Origin of the sequence: Sulfurospirillum sp. 1612, assembly GCF_036556685.1 — a bacterium.
Lineage (GTDB): Bacteria > Campylobacterota > Campylobacteria > Campylobacterales > Sulfurospirillaceae > JAADIZ01.
Window position 1 is genome coordinate 1 of sequence record NZ_CP140614.1, and the last position, 23,599, is coordinate 23,599.

Annotated in this window: 21 protein-coding genes, 1 tRNA gene and 1 other RNA gene; 16 read left to right on the plus strand and 7 right to left on the minus strand. The window is 35.1% G+C overall.

Translation table 11 applies throughout. The features are described from left to right. Positions 1 to 100: 100 nt before the first annotated feature. The 6 genes from dnaA to SFB89_RS00030 all read left to right on the plus strand — a co-directional run bounded on the left by dnaA (position 101) and on the right by SFB89_RS00030 (position 8,004). Positions 101 to 1,429 carry a chromosomal replication initiator protein DnaA gene (dnaA, locus tag SFB89_RS00005; protein ID WP_331774912.1) on the plus strand — a complete coding sequence of 443 codons (1,329 nt, stop codon included), beginning with the start codon at positions 101 to 103 and terminating at the stop codon, positions 1,427 to 1,429. 147 nt (positions 1,430 to 1,576) lie between these two features. Further along, positions 1,577 to 2,644 carry a DNA polymerase III subunit beta gene (dnaN, locus tag SFB89_RS00010; RefSeq protein WP_331774913.1) on the plus strand — a complete coding sequence of 356 codons (1,068 nt, stop codon included), beginning with the start codon at positions 1,577 to 1,579 and terminating at the stop codon, positions 2,642 to 2,644. Between the two features lie 35 nt (positions 2,645 to 2,679). Next, on the plus strand, positions 2,680 to 4,989 hold the full coding sequence (gene gyrB, locus SFB89_RS00015; protein WP_331774914.1) for a DNA topoisomerase (ATP-hydrolyzing) subunit B: 2,310 nt from the start codon (positions 2,680 to 2,682) through the stop codon (positions 4,987 to 4,989). Next, complete coding sequence (locus SFB89_RS00020) at positions 4,989 to 6,422, plus strand: bifunctional diguanylate cyclase/phosphodiesterase (RefSeq protein WP_331774915.1); 1,434 nt, start codon at positions 4,989 to 4,991, stop codon at positions 6,420 to 6,422. Before gyrB ends, SFB89_RS00020 begins: the two co-directional genes overlap by 1 nt. Further along, complete coding sequence (gene queF / locus SFB89_RS00025; protein ID WP_331774916.1) at positions 6,406 to 6,795, plus strand: preQ(1) synthase; 390 nt, start codon at positions 6,406 to 6,408, stop codon at positions 6,793 to 6,795. The genes SFB89_RS00020 and queF overlap by 17 nt, the downstream gene beginning before the upstream one ends. A gap of 3 nt (positions 6,796 to 6,798) precedes the next feature. After that, complete coding sequence (locus tag SFB89_RS00030; protein WP_331774917.1) at positions 6,799 to 8,004, plus strand: HD domain-containing protein; 1,206 nt, start codon at positions 6,799 to 6,801, stop codon at positions 8,002 to 8,004. Between the two features lie 13 nt (positions 8,005 to 8,017). Here the strand turns inward: SFB89_RS00030 and ffs are convergent. After that, positions 8,018 to 8,115, minus strand: an RNA gene (ffs, locus tag SFB89_RS00035) — signal recognition particle sRNA small type. Positions 8,116 to 8,202: 87 nt separating this feature from the next. Between ffs and SFB89_RS00040 the strand changes: the two genes are divergently transcribed. From SFB89_RS00040 to SFB89_RS00050, 3 genes are all read left to right on the plus strand, one after another. Beyond that, positions 8,203 to 9,789 (plus strand): aspartate:alanine exchanger family transporter, encoded by a 1,587-nt coding sequence (locus SFB89_RS00040; RefSeq protein WP_331774918.1) that lies wholly within the window; start codon positions 8,203 to 8,205, stop codon positions 9,787 to 9,789. A gap of 42 nt (positions 9,790 to 9,831) precedes the next feature. Beyond that, entirely contained in the window at positions 9,832 to 10,308 is a 477-nt protein-coding gene (locus tag SFB89_RS00045) for a cysteine permease (protein ID WP_331774919.1), read from the plus strand. 184 nt (positions 10,309 to 10,492) lie between these two features. Continuing rightward, the gene (locus SFB89_RS00050) at positions 10,493 to 10,906 is read left to right on the plus strand and encodes a Fur family transcriptional regulator (protein ID WP_331774920.1); all 414 of its coding nucleotides are present in this window, start codon (positions 10,493 to 10,495) and stop codon (positions 10,904 to 10,906) included. A gap of 27 nt (positions 10,907 to 10,933) precedes the next feature. Here SFB89_RS00050 and SFB89_RS00055 read toward each other — a convergent pair whose 3' ends face one another. The 3 genes from SFB89_RS00055 to SFB89_RS00065 form a co-directional block, all read right to left on the minus strand. After that, complete coding sequence (locus SFB89_RS00055; protein ID WP_331774921.1) at positions 10,934 to 12,277, minus strand: anaerobic C4-dicarboxylate transporter; 1,344 nt, start codon at positions 12,275 to 12,277, stop codon at positions 10,934 to 10,936. 138 nt (positions 12,278 to 12,415) lie between these two features. Beyond that, positions 12,416 to 13,066, minus strand: coding sequence for a response regulator transcription factor (locus tag SFB89_RS00060; RefSeq protein WP_331774922.1), 651 nt, complete (start codon positions 13,064 to 13,066; stop codon positions 12,416 to 12,418). Further along, positions 13,063 to 15,246, minus strand: a complete 2,184-nt coding sequence (locus SFB89_RS00065; protein ID WP_331774923.1) for a sensor histidine kinase — start codon at positions 15,244 to 15,246, stop codon at positions 13,063 to 13,065. Before SFB89_RS00065 ends, SFB89_RS00060 begins: the two co-directional genes overlap by 4 nt. A gap of 101 nt (positions 15,247 to 15,347) precedes the next feature. Here SFB89_RS00065 and SFB89_RS00070 point away from each other — a divergent pair. The 4 genes from SFB89_RS00070 to SFB89_RS00085 all read left to right on the plus strand — a co-directional run bounded on the left by SFB89_RS00070 (position 15,348) and on the right by SFB89_RS00085 (position 18,385). Next, positions 15,348 to 15,435, plus strand: a tRNA-Ser gene (locus SFB89_RS00070). A gap of 87 nt (positions 15,436 to 15,522) precedes the next feature. After that, positions 15,523 to 17,346, plus strand: a complete 1,824-nt coding sequence (locus tag SFB89_RS00075; protein ID WP_331774924.1) for a mechanosensitive ion channel family protein — start codon at positions 15,523 to 15,525, stop codon at positions 17,344 to 17,346. Between the two features lie 57 nt (positions 17,347 to 17,403). Further along, complete coding sequence (locus SFB89_RS00080) at positions 17,404 to 18,027, plus strand: MarC family protein (RefSeq protein ID WP_331774925.1); 624 nt, start codon at positions 17,404 to 17,406, stop codon at positions 18,025 to 18,027. Positions 18,028 to 18,133: 106 nt separating this feature from the next. Then, positions 18,134 to 18,385: a hypothetical protein gene (locus tag SFB89_RS00085; RefSeq protein ID WP_331774926.1), complete on the plus strand. Its 252-nt coding sequence runs from the start codon at positions 18,134 to 18,136 to the stop codon at positions 18,383 to 18,385. A gap of 76 nt (positions 18,386 to 18,461) precedes the next feature. Here SFB89_RS00085 and SFB89_RS00090 read toward each other — a convergent pair whose 3' ends face one another. Both SFB89_RS00090 and SFB89_RS00095 read right to left on the minus strand, forming a co-directional pair. Beyond that, positions 18,462 to 19,130 (minus strand): lipid-binding SYLF domain-containing protein, encoded by a 669-nt coding sequence (locus tag SFB89_RS00090; RefSeq protein WP_331774927.1) that lies wholly within the window; start codon positions 19,128 to 19,130, stop codon positions 18,462 to 18,464. Between the two features lie 77 nt (positions 19,131 to 19,207). Continuing rightward, positions 19,208 to 20,047, minus strand: a complete 840-nt coding sequence (locus SFB89_RS00095) for a DUF4392 domain-containing protein (RefSeq protein WP_331774928.1) — start codon at positions 20,045 to 20,047, stop codon at positions 19,208 to 19,210. Positions 20,048 to 20,143: 96 nt separating this feature from the next. Between SFB89_RS00095 and SFB89_RS00100 the strand changes: the two genes are divergently transcribed. Next, the gene (locus tag SFB89_RS00100; RefSeq protein ID WP_331774929.1) at positions 20,144 to 20,911 is read left to right on the plus strand and encodes a putative hydro-lyase; all 768 of its coding nucleotides are present in this window, start codon (positions 20,144 to 20,146) and stop codon (positions 20,909 to 20,911) included. A 40-nt stretch (positions 20,912 to 20,951) separates the two neighbouring features. On the opposite strand, the gene SFB89_RS00105 is transcribed toward SFB89_RS00100, so the two are convergent. Next, positions 20,952 to 21,377 carry a desulfoferrodoxin family protein gene (locus tag SFB89_RS00105; protein WP_331774930.1) on the minus strand — a complete coding sequence of 142 codons (426 nt, stop codon included), beginning with the start codon at positions 21,375 to 21,377 and terminating at the stop codon, positions 20,952 to 20,954. Positions 21,378 to 21,518: 141 nt separating this feature from the next. Between SFB89_RS00105 and SFB89_RS00110 the strand changes: the two genes are divergently transcribed. Beyond that, complete coding sequence (locus tag SFB89_RS00110) at positions 21,519 to 22,307, plus strand: HAD-IIB family hydrolase (RefSeq protein WP_331774931.1); 789 nt, start codon at positions 21,519 to 21,521, stop codon at positions 22,305 to 22,307. After that, entirely contained in the window at positions 22,297 to 23,592 is a 1,296-nt protein-coding gene (locus tag SFB89_RS00115; protein WP_331774932.1) for a glycerate kinase type-2 family protein, read from the plus strand. The genes SFB89_RS00110 and SFB89_RS00115 overlap by 11 nt, the downstream gene beginning before the upstream one ends. The last annotated feature ends 7 nt before the right edge of the window (positions 23,593 to 23,599 follow it).

The following is a 23,599-nucleotide window of genomic DNA, read 5'->3' on the forward strand; positions in this document are numbered from 1 at the left end:
AAAATAACTATTTTATATCATGAACACGCTTAACATATAACTAATAAAATTTTAGATAAAATAGTAAGTATTTAAATGCAATTATGTATAAGGGGATTTTTTGTTAGCAGATAGTGTTATTAGACTTTTAAAAGATGAAATATCTGAACAAGAATACGAAAGATATATAAAACAACTCACTTTTAATGAAAAAGAATCCCATTCTGATCAAAAAATTTTTGAAGTACCCAATATTTTGTTACTCAATTGGATTAAGACCAAATATTCTCAAAAAATCGCACACTTATTTGAAGTCAAAACAGGCAAAAAGCCAGAAATCAAGATTATTGTTAAAAACAAAATTGAGCGTACTCCCAAATCCAAAAGCAAAAACATTTTGATTGAATCCAATAAACTCGTGACCAATACTATTTTGAACCCATCGTATACATTTGAGAGTTTTGTAGTGGGTAGCTCCAATCAATATGCTTATTCTATAGCAAAATCAGTAGCAAAAAAACCAGGAGTCATGTACAATCCGGTTTTTATTTATGGGCCGACAGGATTGGGTAAAACCCATCTTATTCACGCCATCGGAAATTATTCACAACTCAATGGCAAAAGTGTGATTTATGCCACCATTGAACAATTTATGAATGATTTTACTTATAATCTCAAAAATCAAACCATGGATCGCTTTCGTGAAAAATATCGAAGTTGTGATATATTGTTGATTGATGATACTCAATTTTTATCCAATAAAATTCAAACACAAGAAGAATTTTTTCATACCTTTAATGAATTGCATGCCTCTGGCAAACAAATTGTACTCACCTCAGATAAACCTCCTAAGATGATTAATGGCTTAGAAGAGCGCTTGAAAAGTCGATTTGAATGGGGTTCAATCGCTGATATTGGCTTGCCTGAGCTTGAAACAAAAATTGCTATTATTAAGAAAAAATGCGAATTAGACGGTATTGATCTTAATAATGAAATTGCCAATTATATTGCTGTCAATATGGGTGATAATATTCGAGAAATCGAAGGAGCAATTATCAATCTCAATGCGTATGCCACATTGATGCGCCAAGAGATTACATTAGAGTTTGCAAAAAATGTCATGAAAGCACAAATTAAAGAGAAAAAAAATAATATTACATTAGAAGACATTATTACAACCATAGCCAAAGAGCTCAATATCAAGCCTAGTGACATCAAATCTAAAAAAAGAAATAAAAATATTGTAGAAGCCAGAAGAATTGGAATCTATTTAGCAAGAACATTAACACCAAATTCCATGCCATCGCTGGCATCATACTTTGGTATGAAAGATCACACGGCTGTATCACATAATATGAAAAAGATTAATGAAATAATAGAAACGAACGAAACATTTAGACTAAGAGTAGAGGAATTAAAAAATAAAATTTTAGGAAAAAAAGTAGATTGATGATTTAAATGTGAAAATTTGTGAATAATCAAAATAAATTATTCACAGAGTAAATATCGAATTTTCGGTATTTGCTTTAACTTTTCACACTTTCAACCGAAGCTACTATTACTTCTATATTTATTTAATATAATAAAAGGAGATTGAATGAAAGTTTCAATAAATAAAGGCGTATTGGAAACAATACTTATCAATATTCAACCGTATTTAGAGAAAAAAGATTTAAGTCAAATTACATCCCATCTTCTTATTACAAATATAGAAGACGAGCTCATCATCAAATCAACAGATTTTGATATTGGTTTGAGTTACAATACTAAAAATGTAAAAATCATAGATTATGGTGATGCCACCGCCAATGGTAAAAAACTTCTTGATATCATTAAAATTTTAAAAGATGATGAAGTGACCTTAGAGACAATCAATGATTATCTCTATATTAAACAACGTAATTCTAAATTTAAACTCCCAATGTTTAATCCTAATGAATTTCCTTCATTTCCTGAAATTAGTAATAAACCAAAATTTAATATTGACAGTAGTTCGTTTGTTAGAGGTATTAAAAAAATCTCAGCAGCCATTGATAATAATAATCCAAAGTTAGAACTCAATGGAGCATTAATCAACATCAAAAATGGTTTTACCAATCTTGTTTCAACAGATACTAAAAGATTGGCCGTTGTGAAATTGGAAAATAATATAGAAGATGAATTTTCAATGATTATTCCTAAAAAAGCCATTGTAGAGATGCAAAAAGTCTTTTCAGAAGCCATTGAGATTTTTTATGATGAAAATACTTTAATTGCAAAATCATCGCATTTTCAATTTTTTACGAAACTCATCAATGGAAAATTTCCAGATTATGAGCGTATTATCCCAAAAGATAAAAAATTCAGACTGCTTTTGAGCCGATCTAAAATTATTGATTCAATCAAACAAGTTTCGATTATTTCTAATGAAGTTAAAATCACATTTAAAAAAGACAAAATTGTATTTGAGAGTTTAAATGATGAAAATATTGAAGCAAAAACAGAAATCGAATATGATACAGGATTGGATGAGGATATCTATCTGGCTATCAACAGTCGCTATCTATTAGATTTTTTATCCAATATTGAAAACAATGATTTTACCTTAGGATTTAATGACAGTTCTCTTCCGTTTACATTAGAAGATGAGAATTTTATAACCATTGTGATGCCTATCATCATTTAATAAAAAGTGTATCTGTTTAAAAAGGAGTTAATTGTATGAGTAATTATGGTGCAGATAATATAAAAGTTTTAAAAGGTCTCGAAGCTGTTCGAAAAAGACCAGGGATGTATATCGGTGATACGAATATCAATGGATTACATCACCTTATTTATGAAGTCGTTGATAACTCTATTGATGAATCCATGGCAGGATATTGTGATACGATTAATGTCGAGATTACCAATTATGGCTCAGCTATCATTTCTGATAATGGTAGGGGTATTCCTGTGGAGATGCATCCGACAGAAAAAATATCTGCCGCAACTGTTGTTTTAACCGTCTTGCATGCAGGGGGTAAATTTGACAAAGATACCTATAAAGTCAGTGGGGGACTTCATGGTGTGGGTGTTTCGGTTGTTAATGCACTCTCCTCAAAACTGATTGCAACCATTTGTAGAGATGGCAAAGAGTATCGACAAGAATTTGCTACGGGTATTCCTCAAAATAGTTTAGAAGTGGTTAAAAACACAAGAAAACGAGGAACAACCATAGAATTTTGGCCAGATCCTGATATCTTTGAAACGACCGATTTTGTTTATGAAACTTTGGCAAAACGATTTAAAGAGATTGCGTATCTTAATCCTAAAATAAAAATACAATTTAAAGACAATCGAGATGGTAAAAATGAAACCTTTCATTTTGAAGGGGGTATTAAACAATTTGTAGAAGATCTCAATAAAAAAGATCAAATATCTGCTCCATTTTATTTTAACAATACCACAGATGATGTTGAAGTCGATATCTCACTCTTATATAATACGGGTTATACTGAAACCCTACTCTCTTTTGTTAATAATATCAAAACTCCAGAAGGCGGAACTCATGAGAGTGGTTTTCGTGCGGGACTCACACGGGCGATTGTTAATTATATCAATGCCAATGCTAATGTGAGAGAAAAAGATATCAAAATTACCGGAGATGATGTTCGTGAGGGATTGATTGCTGTGGTGAGTGTCAAAGTACCAGAGCCTCAATTTGAAGGACAAACCAAAGGAAAATTAGGAAATACCTATGTGAAACCAATTGTTCAAAAAATGACTTTTGAAAATTTGGTGAAATATTTTGAAGAAAATCCAATTGAAGCCAAAGCTGTCATGGACAAAGCATTGTCAGCTGCTAGAGGAAGAGAAGCGGCTAAAAAAGCACGGGATTTAACGCGTCGAAAAGACTCTATGAATATCGGAACACTTCCGGGTAAATTGGCAGATTGTCAAAGTAAAGATGCGACGATTAGTGAATTGTATCTTGTCGAAGGGGATAGTGCTGGCGGTAGTGCTAAACAAGGACGAGATCGTGTTTTTCAAGCGATTTTACCACTCAAAGGTAAGATTTTAAATGTTGAAAAAAGTAGATTGGATAAAATTTTAAAATCAGATGAAATTAAGAACATGATTACCGCACTAGGATGTGGTATCGGTGAAGAATTCAATGAAGAAAAACTCCGCTATCACAAACTCATTATCATGACCGATGCGGATGTGGATGGTAGTCATATTCAAACGCTATTATTGACATTTTTATTCAGATTTTTAAAACCGGTTGTTGAAAAAGGTTATGTTTATTTAGCGCAACCACCATTGTATCGATATAAAAAAGGTAAAAAAGAGATTTATCTCAAAGATGATGCAGAACTCAATGCGCTGTTGATTTCAAGTGGAATCGAGAGTGTTCATTTTGAAGGTATTGGCACGAATGATTTGATTGATTATTTCAAAATTATTGCCGCATATCGAAACATACTCAAAGAGTTGGAAAAACGCTATTCTGTTATTGAAGTGATTCGATTTTTGATTGAAAATCCTGATATTATTTCATTAGACAATCAGGCCATGTATGTAAAAATAGAAGCATTTATTACGAGTATTGGTTATAATATTTTGAATAAAATCATTGATGAAGAGACCATCCATCTCTATATTCAAACCAAAGATGGATTGGAAGAGTTACTTTTAAATGATGATTTTTTTACAAATCCACTCTATGAAGAAGCGCTTTATATTCAAACAAAGATTAAAGAAAAAGAATTGAATCTTGAAGGACAAGATCCGGTTGATGTCTTAAATAATATTGAAAAATTTGCTAAAAAAGGTGCTTATATTCAACGTTACAAAGGTTTAGGTGAAATGAATCCTGAACAACTTTGGGAAACAACGATGAATCCAGAAAACCGAAGATTGTTGAAAGTAAATATTGAAGATATGGAACTTGCAAGCGACACTTTTACACTCTTTATGGGAGATGAAGTGGAACCTAGACGAAAATATATTCAAGATCATGCGAAAGATGTCAAACATCTGGATGTTTAATGTTATATTCTGAATCAAAAGAGAGAGGAAATCGATTTGCTATTGCTTTAAAAATCACATTTCCTTTCTTGATTTTGATTTTATATATTATCCTTACTTTACAATTTATAAATAATATCATGATGCTGGTATTATTGACATTTTTAGTGCCCATTTATACGTATTATATTTTTTATCTGATTTATAATGGATTTAAAACAACGCTTATCGATCAGACAACGAAGACCTTTAATCGAAAAGAGATTATCTCACTCATAGAAAAAGAGATTCATCGAAAAAAAAAATCGACGATTATTCTCATTTCTTTAGAAAATATTTTTGATATCAATGAGCGATACGGTGTGGCCAATACTGATAGTATTCTCTCAAATTTTGCAACACGACTGAACCAATTTTTAGAAAATTATAATTTTAAAAAGACACCAATCGGTCGATATGGCGGTGGAAATTTTTTATTGATTGTGAGACACAATAAAAAAGAGCTAAAACATTTTTTGATGATGTTTTCAAAAGAACTGAAGAATGTCGGTATTAAAGATATTGAAGTAAAAATTGTTTTTTCTTTGATTGATTCACATTATGATACAAAAATAGAAAATATTATTAAAAAACTTTTTTCTCTCATTGATGAAGAGAAAGAAGAGGATTTAAAAATACCCAATATTAAACCCAATGAGTTTGAAAATATTATATTTAATGCTATTAAAAGTGAAAAATTCTTTTTAAAATATCAACCGAGTATCAATCTTCAAAATCAAAAAATAGAAATTTATGAAGTTTCTGCCAAAATTTATTCAAAAGATTATGGATTATTGTCCACGCAACAAGCAAAGAAAGCAATCAGTTTTGGGGGATTTGAAAAAATATTTGATAAGAAGATTTTACACTATTTTGTTAATGAAATCAAAGATTTTCATGTCAAAGATGTCCTTTTTAGTTTAAATATTTCTCCTGTATCATTACGAGATAATGATTTTAGAATCTATCTTAAGGATTTATTATATGATCAAAAAATAGATCCCAAATCTATCATTTTAAATATTAATGAAAAAAATACTTATGAGGATATCAAACGATTTAATGAAATTTTGTTACAATATAAAAAATCAGGTTTTTTGATTGCACTTGATCATTTTGGTGGCAACAATTGTTCTATTGAATATCTCAAAAATTTACCGATTGATATCGTGAAGTTTGATATTGAGTATACTAAATATATAGACAATATAACCTACAAAATGATTTTAAAAAATTTGTTAGAATTGTGCGAACAATTAGATATAAAGACGATGATAAAATTCATAGATCGAGAAGATTTATATCATAATTTTGCAGCAATGAATCCAACATATATCGAGGGATTTTATGTTTCAAAACCTAAAAACCTGAATCAAATTATAGAAAAAAGAGGTATCAATGATGAAATACGGTGAAAAAGAGATTAAAGAGTTTGATGTTGAAAAAGATTTAGAAATATGGCCCAATAAAAACAAAAAAAATTATGTGATTAAATTAACATTACCAGAGTTTGTCTGTCTGTGCCCACGAAGTGGTTATCCAGATTTTGCGACGATTTATGTCGAATATATTCCACAAGATTATGTGGTGGAACTCAAAGCAATCAAGTTATATATTAACAGCTTCATGACACGAAATATTTCTCATGAAGACAGTGCCAATGAAATTTATGATACTTTGTATTCAAAACTCCAACCAAAATGGCTTAAAGTCTTTGCTGATTTTAATCCAAGAGGTAATGTCCATACGACGATTGAAATCGATTCGGACACTGTTAAAAAAGGATAGTTTATGATAAGTCCGGAACTGGTAGAGCACCTTTTCGCCGCCGCTTCAATACAACGATGGAATGATTATCCTAGGATGGTTAATTTAGTTGAGTTGGATAAACAAGCGCACAAATTTATTATCGCTTACATGATGGCCAATATCGAAGAAGATATTAACAAAGTCCATCTAATAGAAGCAGGAATTTTTGAATTTTTACGGCGTGTGGTGGTCACAGATATCAGACCGGATGTTTTTAGAAAAGCACTCCAACTCAAAGAAAAAGAGATCAACGCGTGGATCCTTTCAAAACTTTCAAATTCGCTTATTGATATTGAAAATGGTGAATTTCTCAAAAGATTTGAACGTTATCTTGATGACCCTATGATGTATAAAAAAGAGCGGTTTTTACTCAAGGCAGCGTCATATTTATCAACAAAATGGGAATTTTCTATCGTTTATCAAACCAGTCAATTTCTCAGTGGTATCGAAAAAGTCAAAGAAGCGGTGGAAGAAGAGATTGAGGATTATTATGAATTGGTAAGTGTGAGAAAAATCTCTTTGAATAAAAAAATTTCCAAAATTATCGATCTTAGCGGTCGACTCAGATTTCAAAAAAGATGGGCACAGACGCCTCGTGTTCCCGAAACTTCTGTCTTAGGGCATATGCTGATTGTCGCAACGCTGAGTTATTTTTATTCGTTGCATATTGGGGCCTGTGATAAAAGAATCGAAAACAATTTTTTCTGCGCACTCTTTCATGATCTCCCCGAAGCACTCACTCGCGATATTATCTCCCCGGTAAAATATTCTGTTAATGGCTTGGATGATATTATTAGTGAATACGAAATCAAAGTGATGGAAGATGAAATATTTCCGTATATTCCTTCAAAATTTTTAAAAGAGTTCCAATATGTATTGGGTTTGTATGATGGCAAAAAAAATGAATTTTTAGATAAAATCATACAAGAAGGAGAGATTCAAGTCGTTGAAGACCTCAAATCCTATAATGAAGATCAATATTCGCCTATCGATGGCAAAGCGCTTAAAAATTGTGATAGGATTTCTGCTTTTATAGAAGCAACGCTCTCAATATCACATGGGGTCAAGTCAAAAGAGTTGACACAAGGTAAAGAGTATATTGCCAAAAAACTACAAGAAAATCTTCGTGAAGGTGATGTTGATTTTTATCATTTAGCAAAAGAGATAGAAATATTTTTGGAGAGTTAATCAAAAGAAAAACCCTCTTTCAGATTACTGCGGCACACATCTAAAAAAAGTGCTCTGCTGCGTTCCCGCCCTGAAGCATTGCTCTTAGTAAATATTGCACAGGTCTAAAAGAGAGCGGATAGTATTATATCTAAACATACTTAAAATAATTTTTAAAGGTTTGAGAGTGTATAATTCGCAAAAAAAGGCAAAAACGGTATGATTGATAGTGAAATTTTTTATCTTTTTTCCATTATTTCTATCGGTTATATATTGGGAAATATCAAGATAAGAGGGTTTTCGCTTGATATTACCGCGATGCTCTTAGTTGCCTTGATTGCCGGTCATTTTGGGATGGTGATTTCTGATAATTTTAAATTATTTGGATTGGCTATCTTTATCTATGCCGTGGGACTTCAATCTGGTCCTGGATTTTTTGAAACCATCAAACAAGATGGTTTAAAATTAAATATTTTAGCGTTTTGTCTTCTTTTGTGTATCTTTTTGACGATTTTTGCCTTAGGCAACTATTTTCATCTTGACCGTGCGGTGATTGATGGAATTTTTACAGGTTCACTGACCAGTGTGCCATCTCTTGCTGCGGCTATTGAAGTGAAAAATGATCCGGTTATTTCAGTCATCTTTGGGCTTGTTTATCCTTTTGGGATTGTTGCTACCATACTTTTTATCAGAATTTTGCCTATTATTTTTCGTGTTAATTTAGCCAAAGAATTAGAAAATTACGAATCTTTACAAAAACAAAAATACCCACAAATCTTAACCAAAAATTTTAAAATCAATAATATCAATCTCAAAGAAAAACCAATCAAAAAGGCGCAAGTAGAGAGTTTAACGAAAACTTTGATTGAGCGTGTTGAAGCGGTTGATAAGTGTGATTTAGATGAAAAAAATAGCGTTTTTTTGCATTACAATGATATCATCAGAGTCTCAGGTACCCAAGAACAACTCGAAACGCTTAGTGTTATGTTAGGTACAGAAATGGGTGAGGCGTATAAATTTCATGATGATATGAAAGTGTACCGATTGTTACTCACGTCCAAAGATTTGGTTGGTAAAAAAATAGCGAGTATTAAAGAGTTAAAATCGCTGCGTGCGATTATCACCAAGGTAAGAAGAGCCGGCATTGATATTGCGCCACATCCGACATTATCGCTGATGTTAGGGGATAAACTCTATGTCGTTGCCCCTCAAAAGTATGGTGAGCGTGTGACTAAAATCGTGGGAAATGATCTTTTGACCTATCCTGCTGCTGATTTTTTGCCGATTTCCTTAGGTATCGTATTTGGCATTCTCTTGGGCAATATTCCTCTATCTTTGCCGATGATTGGCGATGTCAGACTCAGTTTTGTCGGGGGTATTTTAATTACGGCATTAATTTTAGGTAGATTTGGGCGCGTGGGACCCATTGTGTGGCAACTCTCTCCTCATTCTAATACGCTCATGAAGACGCTGGGACAGCTTATTTTTATGGCCTCAATTGGGACAAATGCAGGGCAATTTCTCACAAAATCTTTGTCTGAAAATGGATTATTACCAGTTTATATTGCAATCTTTGCATTAATATTTTCACTTTTTTTGATGGCGTTTATCTGTCGTATCTTTTTTAAGATGAATTTTTTAAATATTATGGGATTGCTCTCAGGCGGTATGACATCAACACCGACTTTGACGATGTCTAATAATATTACAAAATCAGATTATCCCTCTATCTCTTATGCCGCGGTTTATCCGATGGCTTTGGTTTTATCGATTGTATTGGCGCAACTTTTATTAAAATTCATATAGATAGATGGGTATCATGATAGACAATGAAAGGTTGTGTTTGAGATGAAAATGAGAAGAATTTCTTACAAGACAACACTTGAAAATTATATCCTCAATCTAGAATTATCAAAGTTGGCCAATATTTCATCAAATGCTTATCGGTTTTGGAAAAATGTTCGGGTGAGCAAGTATGATTCTTGTCGGATTGTTTTTATTGATAAACGCACCCTACCTGAAAAATACCAACCTTTTGTGAAGCAATGTACGAATTTAGATGGCTATGTTCAATCGCAAGCTTTTTGTAAATTTACCGGTCTGGCTCCCTCGCATCTGATTGAGAGTAATCACTCAAAAATCTATGATATTTTGGAAATCAAACAAATTGGAATCGTCAAATTGGTGAATCTTAGAAAATTTTACGATGATTTTGACTTGGATTATGATTATCATCTTTATATTGAAAAGTGTCAATATTTTGGTCCGGAGCCTTTTGAGAAAAAAATCCGATTGAGCGAAGACATTTGTCTGGGATATTATTGAAAAAATGCGTGATAAAGGCTACTGATGAGTAATGCCAATATAAAAGTCAGTCCAATCGCCAAGCGCATATAAAAGGTTCGATATTGTTTTTTCATGCTATAATTATACCAAAATAATATTAACTATTTGCAAAAAATTAGCAATTGTGATATAGTTCTAACAATAATATTAAAAAGGCTCTACTATGTCACATATAGAACTATTAAAAACACATGAACTAAAAGCAACACCACAGCGGTTATGTATTTTGAATACTTTAGAAGAGTGTGGTCATGCAACTCTTGAAGAAATACAGCAAATCATCAACGAAAAATTTCCAACACTATCACTCTCTACGATTTATAGAAATATCAATGATATGATTCAAAAAGAGATTGTGAGTGAAGTGAAAATTTCTAATAAAAAAGATTATTTTGAGATTGCAAAAGAAAATCACGTCCATCTTGTCTGTGATGAATGCGGACGGATTGAAGATTTTAAAATTGAAGCTGATGATTTAATCGACCAAGTTGAAAAACGCTCTCAAAGTAAAGTATTAAGTGAAATATTGACATTTCATGTCATTTGTAAAGATTGCTTAAAAAAAATGAGAAAGTAGTTCATACTTTCTCATTATATTCTTCATTTAAATAATACCGACAAGTTTTGCTACGATGTAACTCACAGTGAGTGAGGTACCCACACCGATGAAACCAGGGATTATAAAGCTATGATTGATGACAAATTTCCCGATTCTCGTCGTTCCAGATCTATCAAAATTGATAGCCGCAAGGTCACTTGGATAAGTTGGCAAGATAAAATAACCATAACAAGAGGCTGCAAATGCGACTACGAGTCCTGGTTGGACACCGATACTAAGCGCGATTGGAACCATGGCGGCTAGTGTTGCCCCTTGTGAATTGATGAGCTTGGAGACAAACATAAAGATGATAGCATAAGCCCAAGGATATATTTGTAAGATTGAACCCAATGTTGATTTGACCTCACCAATATGAGCACCAAACATTGTTTTCGTCATCCAAGCGATACCAAATACCGCGACTAATGCAACCATTCCTGATTTAAACACTTCATTGTTAGCGACTGCTTTGGCTTTAACACCCCCGACGATATAGATAATCGCACCGGCAAAGAGCATAAACATTTGTATCACCAGTACCATAGACAACGGTTTACCTTTGACGATAGGTCTGAGTTCAGGAATAGCACCTAGTAATGCGACCACTGCGATAGCACCCAAAAATAGCCACATAGATGCCCATTGTTTTGTTGGCAATGTCATACCTTGGAGTGTTTTGTTTTCGCCATAAACATATTTTTTCATTTCAGGATCTTTAATCATATCTTGAAATTCTGCATCATCTTTTAAATCTTTACCCCGATACATACTCCAAAGTCCCATAACCAATACCCCTACAAGTGTTCCTGGGATGGTGATAGAAAGCAGTCCAATCAAATCAACTTCTTGACCATTGAGCATGACATGACCTGAAAGCATCGCTATCAAAGAGACAACAGCAACAGATACCGGCGAGATGATAATCCCCATTTGTGCCGCAACCGTACTTGCCGCCAATGGTCGCTCAGGTCTAATTCCTGTTTTAATAGAAATATCATAGATAATAGGAAGCATCGTATAGACCACATGTCCCGTTCCACATAGAAAGGTCAATGTTGTGGTTGAAAGCGGTGCTAAAATTGTGATGTATTTTGGATGTTTTCTTAATATCTTCTCTGCAACCTGCAACATACAATCTAATCCACCTGAGGCTTGAAGGGTGGCTCCTGCAATGATAACAGATAGCATAACCAACATAACAGCAACAGGAGGGCTACCTGGTGTGAGACCAAATCCGAAGACTAACACGACAACGCCAAGGCCACCAAATAGACCCAAGGCGATGCCTCCCTTCCTTGCAGCATAAAATAATACTGCCAAAACAACTAAAAGCTGGATAAAAAATTCCATTTGATGCTCCTTAAATTTTTAATTCTTATGGTGACAGTATAGTATGAGCATCGGGATAAAAATGGGACTTTTTTTAAAAAGGACAATTATTTTTGTATAAATATGGAAAAAAGGAAAGCAAAGAGTGGTTTTTTTGTATTATTTTGTATGGACAATCTTATACCCCATGCCTCCTTGTGATAAGATAGTATTAGCAGGAAGTTTCTTTCTGAGTCTTTTGATGAGCGCTCTTATATTTTCAGTTGTGGTTAAATCACCCTCCCATACATGAAGTTCAATGGCCTCAAAGGTGACAATTTTATCGATATTTTTAGCAAAAAGATTCAGCAATAAAATCTCTTTTTTTGACAATTTTATCACGTTATCATGATGGTCTTTTAATTGCTCATGTTTGATATGAAAACAGTACCCCTCTGGTAAGTAAAGATGACACTCTTGGGCTTTGCAGAGTTTATCCAATTTGATTTCGAGTTCATAGATAAAAAAAGGTTTTTTGAGATATTCATCGCATCCTTTAGAATAGGCATCTTGTATCGTTTCTAGTTCAACATTGGCACTGATAATGATGGCAGGAGTCTCTTTATCCATGAGGCGGAGTTCTTTTAAAAAGGTCAATCCATTGATGCCGGGGACATTGATATCGAGGATAAAACAATCATACCCATTATCAATATTTTCTAAGGCGGTTTTTCCATTTTCAAATAATTCTACATGATAGTTTTTTTGTTCCAATGCCTCTGATACTAGCATCGAGAGTCTTTTATTGTCTTCCAAAAGTAAAATTTTCATTTTTTATCTTCCTTTATGGTACTTGGAGCCAATTGGATTAAAATATGCGCTCCCTCATTGCATGGTATTGCATCAATATGACCATGCATTTTCTCTTCGATGATTAATTTGGCCATGTACAATCCAAAACCATCACCATCTTCTTTGCTCGTGAAAAAAGGCTCAAATATGGAAGAGAGTAGCGATGTTTCGATGCCTCCACCGTTATCTTTAATACTGATGAATATCTGCTCTTTTTTATAAACTTCTATCATGATACGTGCATCAAAATCTTCATGAGTTTTTTTCTTCAAAATACTATCTTTGGCATTATTCAAAATATTTAAGATGGATTGTTTCAATTCATTGGGGTATCCATACGTGATATAATCATCATCGATAATCGTTTGTACTTCGATATAGTTATGGTCTAAATTGTTCTTGACAATATTAACAAGCTCATGGATGGCTTGTTTGATTTTAAAATGACTTTTCGAAGCTGAGGGCTTGATAAAGGCTCTAAAGTCATCAATGGTGCGTGACATATATTGTACTTGTCTCATGATGTCATCTACAAATTCTTTGGCACCCTCTGGTGTGATGGCTCTCTTTTTCCTGGTATAGAGTAATTCTTGGGCAATGGTTGAGATTTCCACAAGTGGGGCTTTCCATTGGTGTGCGATTGAGGTCATCATCTCACCAATTTCTGAGAGTTTTGATCGTTGGATGATGAATTGTTCCTCTTTTTTTCTTTTGAGTTGATTTTTCTTGATTTCGGTAATATCGCTGATGAGGGTGACCACACCTGCTTCATGATTGTTTTTATCTAGGTATTGCTTGCGTCTTATAACCACATCGATGGGTTCTTTTTTGATTTTTTTAAAGACCATTTCCATTTCATTGACAAAGGGGTTTGAATCATGGATTACGGTACACAATTCTGGTAAAATATCTTCGATTTGTTTGCCTATAATATCGCGCTTTTCCATACCGACTAAATGGCATAATGACTCATTGCATCCTAAAATTTTGTTATTTTTACTTTTCCAAAATATCGCACTTTTGATATTGTTTAATAGGACATTATCGAGCTCATTTTGCTCTATCAACTTGGTTTCAAGTTGGATTTTTTTTATGATATTAAACATCAGGATGATAATCAATAAAATGAGTAAGGGCATCATGGCAAAGGCACTGTCGATGAGTTTTCTGTGTTTTTCTGAAAATTTTTGGGGACCATTTTCAACCACTGCTGATGTCGGTAATTGTGCGACACTAAAGCCGTATTTTTTGAGCATTTTATAATCAAAATAATAGCGCGCCGCAGGAATACTCACAGAGATGGTACCAGGACTTTTGCCATCAATGATTTCAAATGCCTTGGCTCCAGCCATATAGCCTTGGTCATAGGGATTGATCATAACCCCTCCCACGATGCCTTCTCCAAGATGGATTTTATTGACTGCAAATATCGGATATTTTGAGGCATAAAAAAAGTTTCTCAAATCATTATAAGGGATATACTCTCCAAATTTATCCTTATACAAACTGGTCAATAAAACAGCACTATGTTCGGGCAAAGCATCGATTTTTTGATGGAGTGTTTTTAAGATGATATCATTATCAAAAACGATTTTAAAATCGTGTTCAAAGAGTTTGACGCTATCTAAAATCTGTTTTTTTATCGCCAAAGATGAAAAGGAGTTGTCGCTGATAATATACAAGGTATTTAAATGCGGCATGAGGGATTGGATGAGTTCGATATTTTTGATAATTTCTTTGTATTCAACAACGCCAGTGACACTGTTTTGCTGTGCGGGTGGAATATCTTTTTTATTGAAATCCTCAACCCCACAAAATACAATGGGAGCATTTTTGAACAATTTTTTTTGATTTGCCAGTACCAATTTAAACGCATAATTATCACTGGCGATGACGACTTTGTATTTTCTGTGTGCAAATTTGATTTTGTAGAGGTTCATTAAGGCATTAAAATATTGTTTTGAGTCAATTTTCTTGCTGTCCATGTATTCGGTTGTGAGTTCATAAGCTTTATGTTTGGCAATCACATCTTCCAAACCTTTTGAGATGCCATCGGTCCATTTTAAGCCTTTGTTATATGAATGAATGAGTAAAATTTCATTATCCTCAATAGCACAAAGAGGAACATAAAATAATAAAAAGAATAATAACAATTTCATATAACGACCTTATTAAAAAAACCAAAAATTTATGGCTTTAGTACTTTAGCATAATCTCAAGCTAAGTGCAAAAAAGGTATAATTTTTTCTTTTTATTGTGTAGAGAGGTGTCCGAGTGGCTTAAGGAGCACGCTTGGAAAGCGTGTGTAGGGTAACTTACCGTGGGTTCGAATCCCATCCTCTCTGCCATTTCATAAAATAAAACTCACAATCAACCAACATTCGCTATAATATAAATATCAGCATTTCTTTCAAAAGTGTTTGAAGGAGGAATTTATGATGGCGAGTTTTATAAGACACTGTTTCATCTTTTTATTTGTGTGCATCGCCTTGTATGGTGCTGATACCAATGACACACTCATCAATGCAAATCCACACATCTACAAAAATTTACTCAAAACCCTTCCAAAAGAAGACTCTACCAGTGATGAAATCGCTTTACAAAAAGCGCTCATATACAAGCTTATGGGCATTGACCTCAATGCAACTGAGAAGATACCTGCGATAAAGATGCCAAAGGATACCCACGCTTATGGGCTTTTATTTGATACTTATATGAAGCATGCCTTGAGGAAAAACACACTGAGCAACAGAATCATACAAATCAAAGAGAAACTTAAAATCTTGAAAAACGATATTGGAAAGATTAAAAATACAAGTCCTTCGTTATTGACATTACAACTGCAAGATGCTTTTTATAGTAAAAGTATGTTGCAATATCAAAAACAAATTAGCGCCATAGTCAGTAAAATGAAAGCAATCGAAAATAGCTTGGATACGTCAGTGAAAAATCTTGATTTTGATATAGACAATCTCTCTGTGAAAATCGAAACTTCTTCTCATGATAGTGATAAATTTAAAAATGAAATCGATAGGCAAGAGATTGAAAAAGAGAGATTTGAGCTGATTAATAAGACGAGTTTTAGAATTAAAAAAATCAATGAGACCATTGAACAAGAAAAAAAACATTACAATGCGTCGGTCTTGAAAACGGTCGTCTATCTCTTTTTACAATTTTCAAATGAACTCAAACATAAAGATAAAAAAGTTTTTGATACCGCAGATAAAATCACGGCACAAATATCAAAATTAGAATTCTCAGAATCGCTCAAAGTTGATGTCATTCCTTTGATGAGTGCCATGGAAAAACACTATCTTGGCACTATCAAAGTGATTACTGGCTCCACGATGCAAGAGTTCAAAAGCCTGGTCTCCTCATTTTGGCGAGTGATGAGGGACCCTATGTTTAAAATCAACGGTACACCGATAAGCATTTTCAAAATGGTCGTGGCGGTTTTCATTTTTATTATTGGATTTATTATTGGGAGGTTTTATCGGGCCAATATCAAAAATATTATGCCAAAGAGTATCTCAATCAATGACTCCACTCAAATGATTTTCTCTAATATCGGGTATTATATCATCCTCATTATCTCATTTTTTGTGGCTCTTAATGTCTTAGGTATCAATCTCTCTTCTATCGCATTAGTAGCAGGAGCGCTGTCTGTGGGTATTGGTTTTGGCTTACAAAATATCGTATCGAATTTTATCTCCGGTATCATTATCATGTTTGAGCGTAGCATCAAAGTGGGGGATTATATCGAACTCTCCGATAGTCTCAAAGGCCATGTTAGCGGTATTCACATGCGCGCGACCACAATCAATACAAACTCTAATATTGATGTCATCGTACCCAACCAAAATTTTGTACAAAACAATGTGATTAACTGGACGATGAATGATAATATTCGCTGTTTTCAAGTCCCCTTTGGCGTGGCCTATGGTACCAAGCCTGAGAAGGTCATCGCAGTCGTAAAAGAGGCGGTAGAAAAATGCCAATTTAAAGATCTCATCAATACCAAAGATAGAGGCATTAATATTATCATGACAAACATGAACAACAGTAGCGTGGATTATGAACTGTTTGTCTGGATTAAAGGGCGTGAAATTTTAAGTCCAAAAAGTACCATCTCACGCTTTTTGATTGTGATTTACAACGCCCTTTATGAAAATAACATCGAAATCCCCTTCCCACAACAAGACCTTCACATCCGAAGCATCGACAAAGATGTGAAATTTCCTTTTGTTTTAGAACAATGACAAGCTACGTCATGGGCTCAATTATGTTAAAATACGAAAAAATTTAGGATAGCTACCATGGAATCTACCACTTTGATGCACATGTTTGTCACACTTGTCTCCATACTCAACCCAATAGGAGCGATTCCAATCTTTCTGGCTGTGACGGTGGATGAAGATAAAGAACAAAAAAAAGCCACCATAAAAAAGACTATTATTGCGATGATTACCATCCTCTTAATCGGCGCTTTTGGTGGTACTTATATGTTGAGCTTTTTTGCTATTGATATTGATTCTTTTAGAATTGCTGGGGGGATATTGCTGCTTTTGATGTCCATTCACATGTTGCAGGCTAAAGTTTCTAGTGTCAAAACCAGTGCGGCTGAACGCAATGAAGCGCTGGGCAAGGAGGATGTCGCGGTGGTTCCTCTTGCCATTCCGTTGCTTGCTGGACCGGGTGCAATTAGTACGGTGATTTTGTTTTCGACATCGACGCATCATATCGTGGAAAAATTATCTTTAGGATTGATTGTGATTTTTGTCTGCTTGTTAATCTGGCCGGTTTTATTACTCTCTGAACCACTGGGTAAGCGATTGGGACATTCGGGTTTGAATATTGTGACTCGAATCATGGGATTGATTCTCGCCTCAATTGCGGTACGCTTTATCTTAGAAGGCCTCAAGCATTTCTTTGCCCAATGATGCGCTCCTGGGTGTAAAATTATAATAAAATATTAATATTTATTTAAGCTAATTCCTCTCAAAAGTAGTTTATAATATCATAATATATTATTTTTAGAGGACGATCATGACCTATAAAGATGTGGCAAACGAAATGCGTGCAAATGGTGTGAGTGAAGAGGATATCGCAACCCTTATCGATCAGGCAAAAAAGACAAAGTTCAATCCAAAAGCGATGGATGATGCGCTTGTCACGTTGGGTTATGATAAAATATTTACGATTGATTATGATGATATATATGAAGAGGATGATTTCGACGAAGTCGATGATTTTCCTAGTTCGGAGAAGATTTTTCGCAGAACCAATAAAGAATCATGATACGATACAGTAATCTGTTAATCTAATCGTCGATTATCCATGATAATACACCCAAAAGGGAGGCCAAGATTTTGGCCTATAAACTACGAAGGACTCTTTTGAATTCTTCTGATTCTGGTTTGTTTTTTATTTTATCATGAGTTAAAATATCATTGACATAGATGATGGTATCATAGTAGTTAAAATCTGCTGTGTCATTGACTGTGAGGGTTGAACCGCTCAAAGATACACCGATAAACAAACCGCTACTCTTACCAAAAGTTTTGATGTCTGCTGCTAGTTTTTCATCGGTTTTATCACCAGCTTTGACACCTTTTGCGGCCGCGACAACTCCGGCATCAACACCTAGGGTTAATTTACCAGTAGAGAGGCCATCAATACTGCGTTCGGTTTTGAATATCATGATAATATCTGTGGATTGCACACCGATTTGAAATCCGACACTTACTCCTTTGAGGCTCACAAAAATAGGCTCACTCCAAGCGCCATCCATGTCTTTGACACTCATGACACCATCGCCTACTCTGCCCCCTATTAAAAAGGCACCTTTGACTGTGTTGGGAAAGACAGCAATTGCTTTTGCATTATGTAATAATGCTTTGGTGATTCCTGTTTTTGGTGCAAATAGAGCTTCTTGTAAAATCTTTGAGGCCGTTAATACGCGCCTTTCTTGTTCCATATTTGCATTCAAAATACTAGCAAAAAATGCACATGACAGTAAAAGCAACACTAATAATTTTCTCATAACACGCTCCTTTTATAGAGTTCTTAAAACTCATGTGAATATTATATCTATTTTTTTCGGTTTTTAAAACTGTATGACTACAAATCAGAAAATCGTGCGGCTTTTTTTAGCTCTTCTAAGATGTTTTGTTCTAAAGTCCACGCTTTACCATCGACGGTTTTTTCATTTTTTTTAGTGACGCCATCGATAGAACCCAAAGAAACAATATGTCTAAGATAATCATCCACCGCATCAAATGTGGGTAATAACTCTTTTTGCGTCAGTTTTTCAAGATGGGCGATGAAACCATACGCACCCCAGTTAGAAACTGATGCAATGATGGGAAAATCTGACTTTACAACGCAAGGGACCAAGGAGAGGGATTCTTGGATAAAGGTTTTAAAATTTCCCATGCCGACTTCATTGCCCCCATCTCCTATGGCAAACGTCGGTGCAAAACGGCGTCCCAGCTCAAAGAGTTCATCCACCGGTGCCGTAAAGGGACTGATATCATCTCCACGCATATTAGCATAGATACCATTGGCATTTTTTCCACAACGTTCAATAGAAATATGGCAAATAGGCTGGTGCTGATGGATCATCGTGAGATAGTGTTCTTCATCATGACCGTCTAAAGGTATGTGAATGACCTCTATTTCTTTAAAAAATCCATCGCAGTATTCGTCTGTGATGATGATGGGCGTATAGCCTAGTGTACGCAGTGCTCGTGCCAAGAAATAGGTGCCAAGCGGACCATCGGTCTCTGCGAAGGAGGATACATAAAATCCGGTATACAAAAATACGACACCTTTGGGAAGGGTCACAAAGTGCTCGACGGCTACTTGTGAGTGTAAAACCGGATAGGCTTCTTGTATCAAATCCATTTTTCTTGTTGAGTGTTGTAAGATGATTTCATCTATCGTTTTAGAGTTTTTCATTTGATAATTTTATAATTTGTTAACTTAATTTTAGGACTTCCTAATTAAATAAATGTGATAATCCTCACAAAATAATGAAATACAAGGTATGAGAATATGGAAGCAAAAGAATTTAGAAAACAGATTGCTAGTGGTGAATTTGCCAAACCGACTGCGGGATATTGCGAGGGATACGTACAAGCTAATATGTTTGTAATCCCAAAAGAGTATGCCGATGATTTTGAAAAATTTGCCAAAGCTAACTCAAAAGCGATGCCAGTATTGGAAATCATCAAAGACTCTTATCAATCCAAAATTTTAGCCCCAGGGGCTAATCTTTTAAATGAATTGCCCCTTTATAATATCGTTGAAAATGGTGTGGTGACACAAACGCTCACTAATATTGAAGAATTTTATACCCAAGATTTGGTATTTTTTCTGATTGGTTGTAGTTTTACCTTTGAAACATCACTGGTAAAAAACAATATCCCATTGCGTCATGTCGATATGGGTGTCAATGTCCCGATGTACAGTACCAACATCAAACTAAAACCTGTGGGTATTTTCCATGGTGATATGGTGGTTTCCATGCGTCCGATCAAAAAAGAGCGCGTAGCAGATGCGTGTGTGGTCACCAGCCACTATCCTAATATGCATGGTACTCCCATTCAAGTGGGTTACCCTGAGATGATTGGGATTCGCGATATTCATCATCCCGATTATGGTGATGCCGTGAGGATTGAAGCAGATGAGATTCCGCTTTTTTGGCCTTGTGGCGTGACCCCTCAAAATGTGCTAAAAGATGTCAAACTTCCTTTTGCCATCACGCATGCACCTGGGCATATGTTTGTCTCTGATAAAAAAGATTCCGATTATTATGTGTAAGAAAGTAGCAGCTTAGAGAAATAATCTCTAAGCTAATGTGTTATACTTTATGTGTATTTTCCCACGTACCGTGCAGGTTACAGTAACTCACAGCACGAAGTTCTTTGAGGCCTTTATAGAGGACTTTGGCACCGAGATACCCTCGTGAGGTTACCGGTTCAAGATCAAGAGAACCTACTTTTTTGCCATCGGCATAGAGTTCAAGTTTATAAATCCAGTGATCTTCAGTACTTGGATGAATGATTCCTTTTTCACCAACAGTAACATCAACGGTGATATATCCCTTTTCATCTAGCGCTGAGAGCGTGATTTGAGGGGTGTGTTTGAGTTCAAAGTCGGTTGGATGTGCGGGGTCTTTTATCTTCATTTTCATCGTATTGACGATTTTGCTATTATCATAAGCAGATGAATAGGTTGTCGCAAGAGCTAAAACAGCGGCAGCTTTTAAAACAGATCTTCTTTCCATGGTTAACTCCTTATAAATTTATTTTCATTATAATTGTATCACAAATATGACATTTTTATATTATCCAAAGTATTTTCATATTTGATTATATTATAAACAAAAAAGATTTGCATTATTTTTATATTTCAATATAATGTAAGTATGAAAACAAACAAAGAGACCTATAATACGATAATTTTTACTGATTTAGATGGCACACTTTTAGATCATGATACCTACAGTTTTGCGCCTGCAAAAGAGATGTTAAATTTTGTGAGAACGCACAATATTCCTTTGATTATTGTGAGCAGTAAAACAAAAAATGAGATTTTAGAACTTCAAAAATCACTCAAAATTTTCAATACCTTTGTCTTTGAAAATGGAGCGGGTATCTATATCTGTGATCAAGGCGTGACAAAAACATTAGCATTAGGCTTTGATATTCACATGATACGTAAATCTTTTGCGAAATACAAAAAAAAGATAGCCATGCAGGGATTTTCAGATATGAGTCTTGAAGAGATTGTGACATTGACAGGATTAAATCCTAAAAAAGCACAAGCCGCAAGAGAGCGACTGTTTACCGAACCTTTTGTATTGGAAGATGAAGACCAACTTGAGACGTTACAGCAAATGGCACATACGGATGGATTGAATGTGGTAGCAGGAGGGAGATTTTATCACCTCATCACCGAAGGACAGGACAAAGCCAAAGCCATTGAAGTGGTGAAAGACTTTTATGAACAAAAGTATCAGCAAAATTTCACGACTATCGCACTCGGAGATAGTCCTAATGATTTGAGCATGCTCCAAAGTGTGGATAATCCTATCTTGATACCGCATCCAGATGGGAGTTATATGTCCGGTGCTATCAAAAATCTCACCAAAGCAAAATTTCCAGGACCATCGGGTTGGAATCAAGCGTTGAGGGCGCATTTTGATGTCTTATAAAGTGTTATTGAAATCACTTTTTGAGTCGGTGCTTCAAGAGGTGAGACCACAAAAACTGATTTCACAAGCGTGTTTTATAAAAGATGAGCGATTTTATATTCATGATGCTTGCTATGATTTGAGACACTATCGCAAGATTCATCTGCTAGGTTCCGGCAAGGCGGTATTGCCTATGATGCATGCGATGCAAGCACTTTTAGGAACGCGCCTTCACCAATGCGTTATGGTTGGGGCTTATCATGATCAAATACCAACACAAACATGCCGTTATATTCAGAGTTCGCACCCTGTGCCTACAGAAAAAAGTCTTGAAGCGGCACGCTGTTTTAAATCCCTTTTTGAAAATTTTCATGAAGAAGATTTGTTTATCTATCTCCTCTCAGGCGGTAGTTCTGCGATGTTGGAATTGCCAGAAGCAGGTATCAGTCTAGAAGCACTTCAGCAAGCAACGACTTTGATGCTAGAAGGGGGTTTGGCGATTGAAGAAATCAATAGCGTACGCAAACACCTCTCCGCCATCAAAGGGGGAAAATTGGGCGCTTCTACAAAAGCGACGGGTATTGTTTTGGTGCTCTCTGATGTGGTAGGCGATGATCTTCATGCCATTGGTTCTGCCCCGCTTTATTGTGACACGACAACATTTGCCGATGCCATCGCCTCTTTGAAATCTCACAATATTTTCAATCAGATGCCAGAGTGTATCACACAGTATCTCACTCAGGGGATGCAAGGGCGCCATCATGAGACACCCAAAAACAAACCTCAACATATCGCACATTATATCATCGGGTCCAATGATGTGGTCTTGCAAAAAACAAAAGCATTATTGATACAACACCAGATTCCTACTACTATTTTAAAAGATAAAATTGAAGGCGATGCTAAGGTAGTCGCGAAACATTTATATCAATTTGCCCAAGAGCATGTGGGGACATTTCATGCCTACCTCTTTGGAGGTGAGCCTACTGTCATTGTCAAAAAAGGGGGCAAAGGAGGTCGCAATCAACACCTGTGTTTGCATTTCTTGCAGCTTCTTGATACCCACTCTCAGGTGACATTCCTCAGTGCGGCAACCGATGGTATTGATGGTAATTCTGATGCTGCAGGTGCGGTGATTGATACTAATAGTAGCAACATAGCAGCCGAAAAAGAGATAGATATCCAGAGTTATTTGTCACACTTTGATTCGCATACGTATTTTACCAAAACCGGTGAGGCGATTGTGACAGGAGCGACGCACAATAATTTATTGGATATCATGATACTATTAATCGAACCAAATTAAAATACAA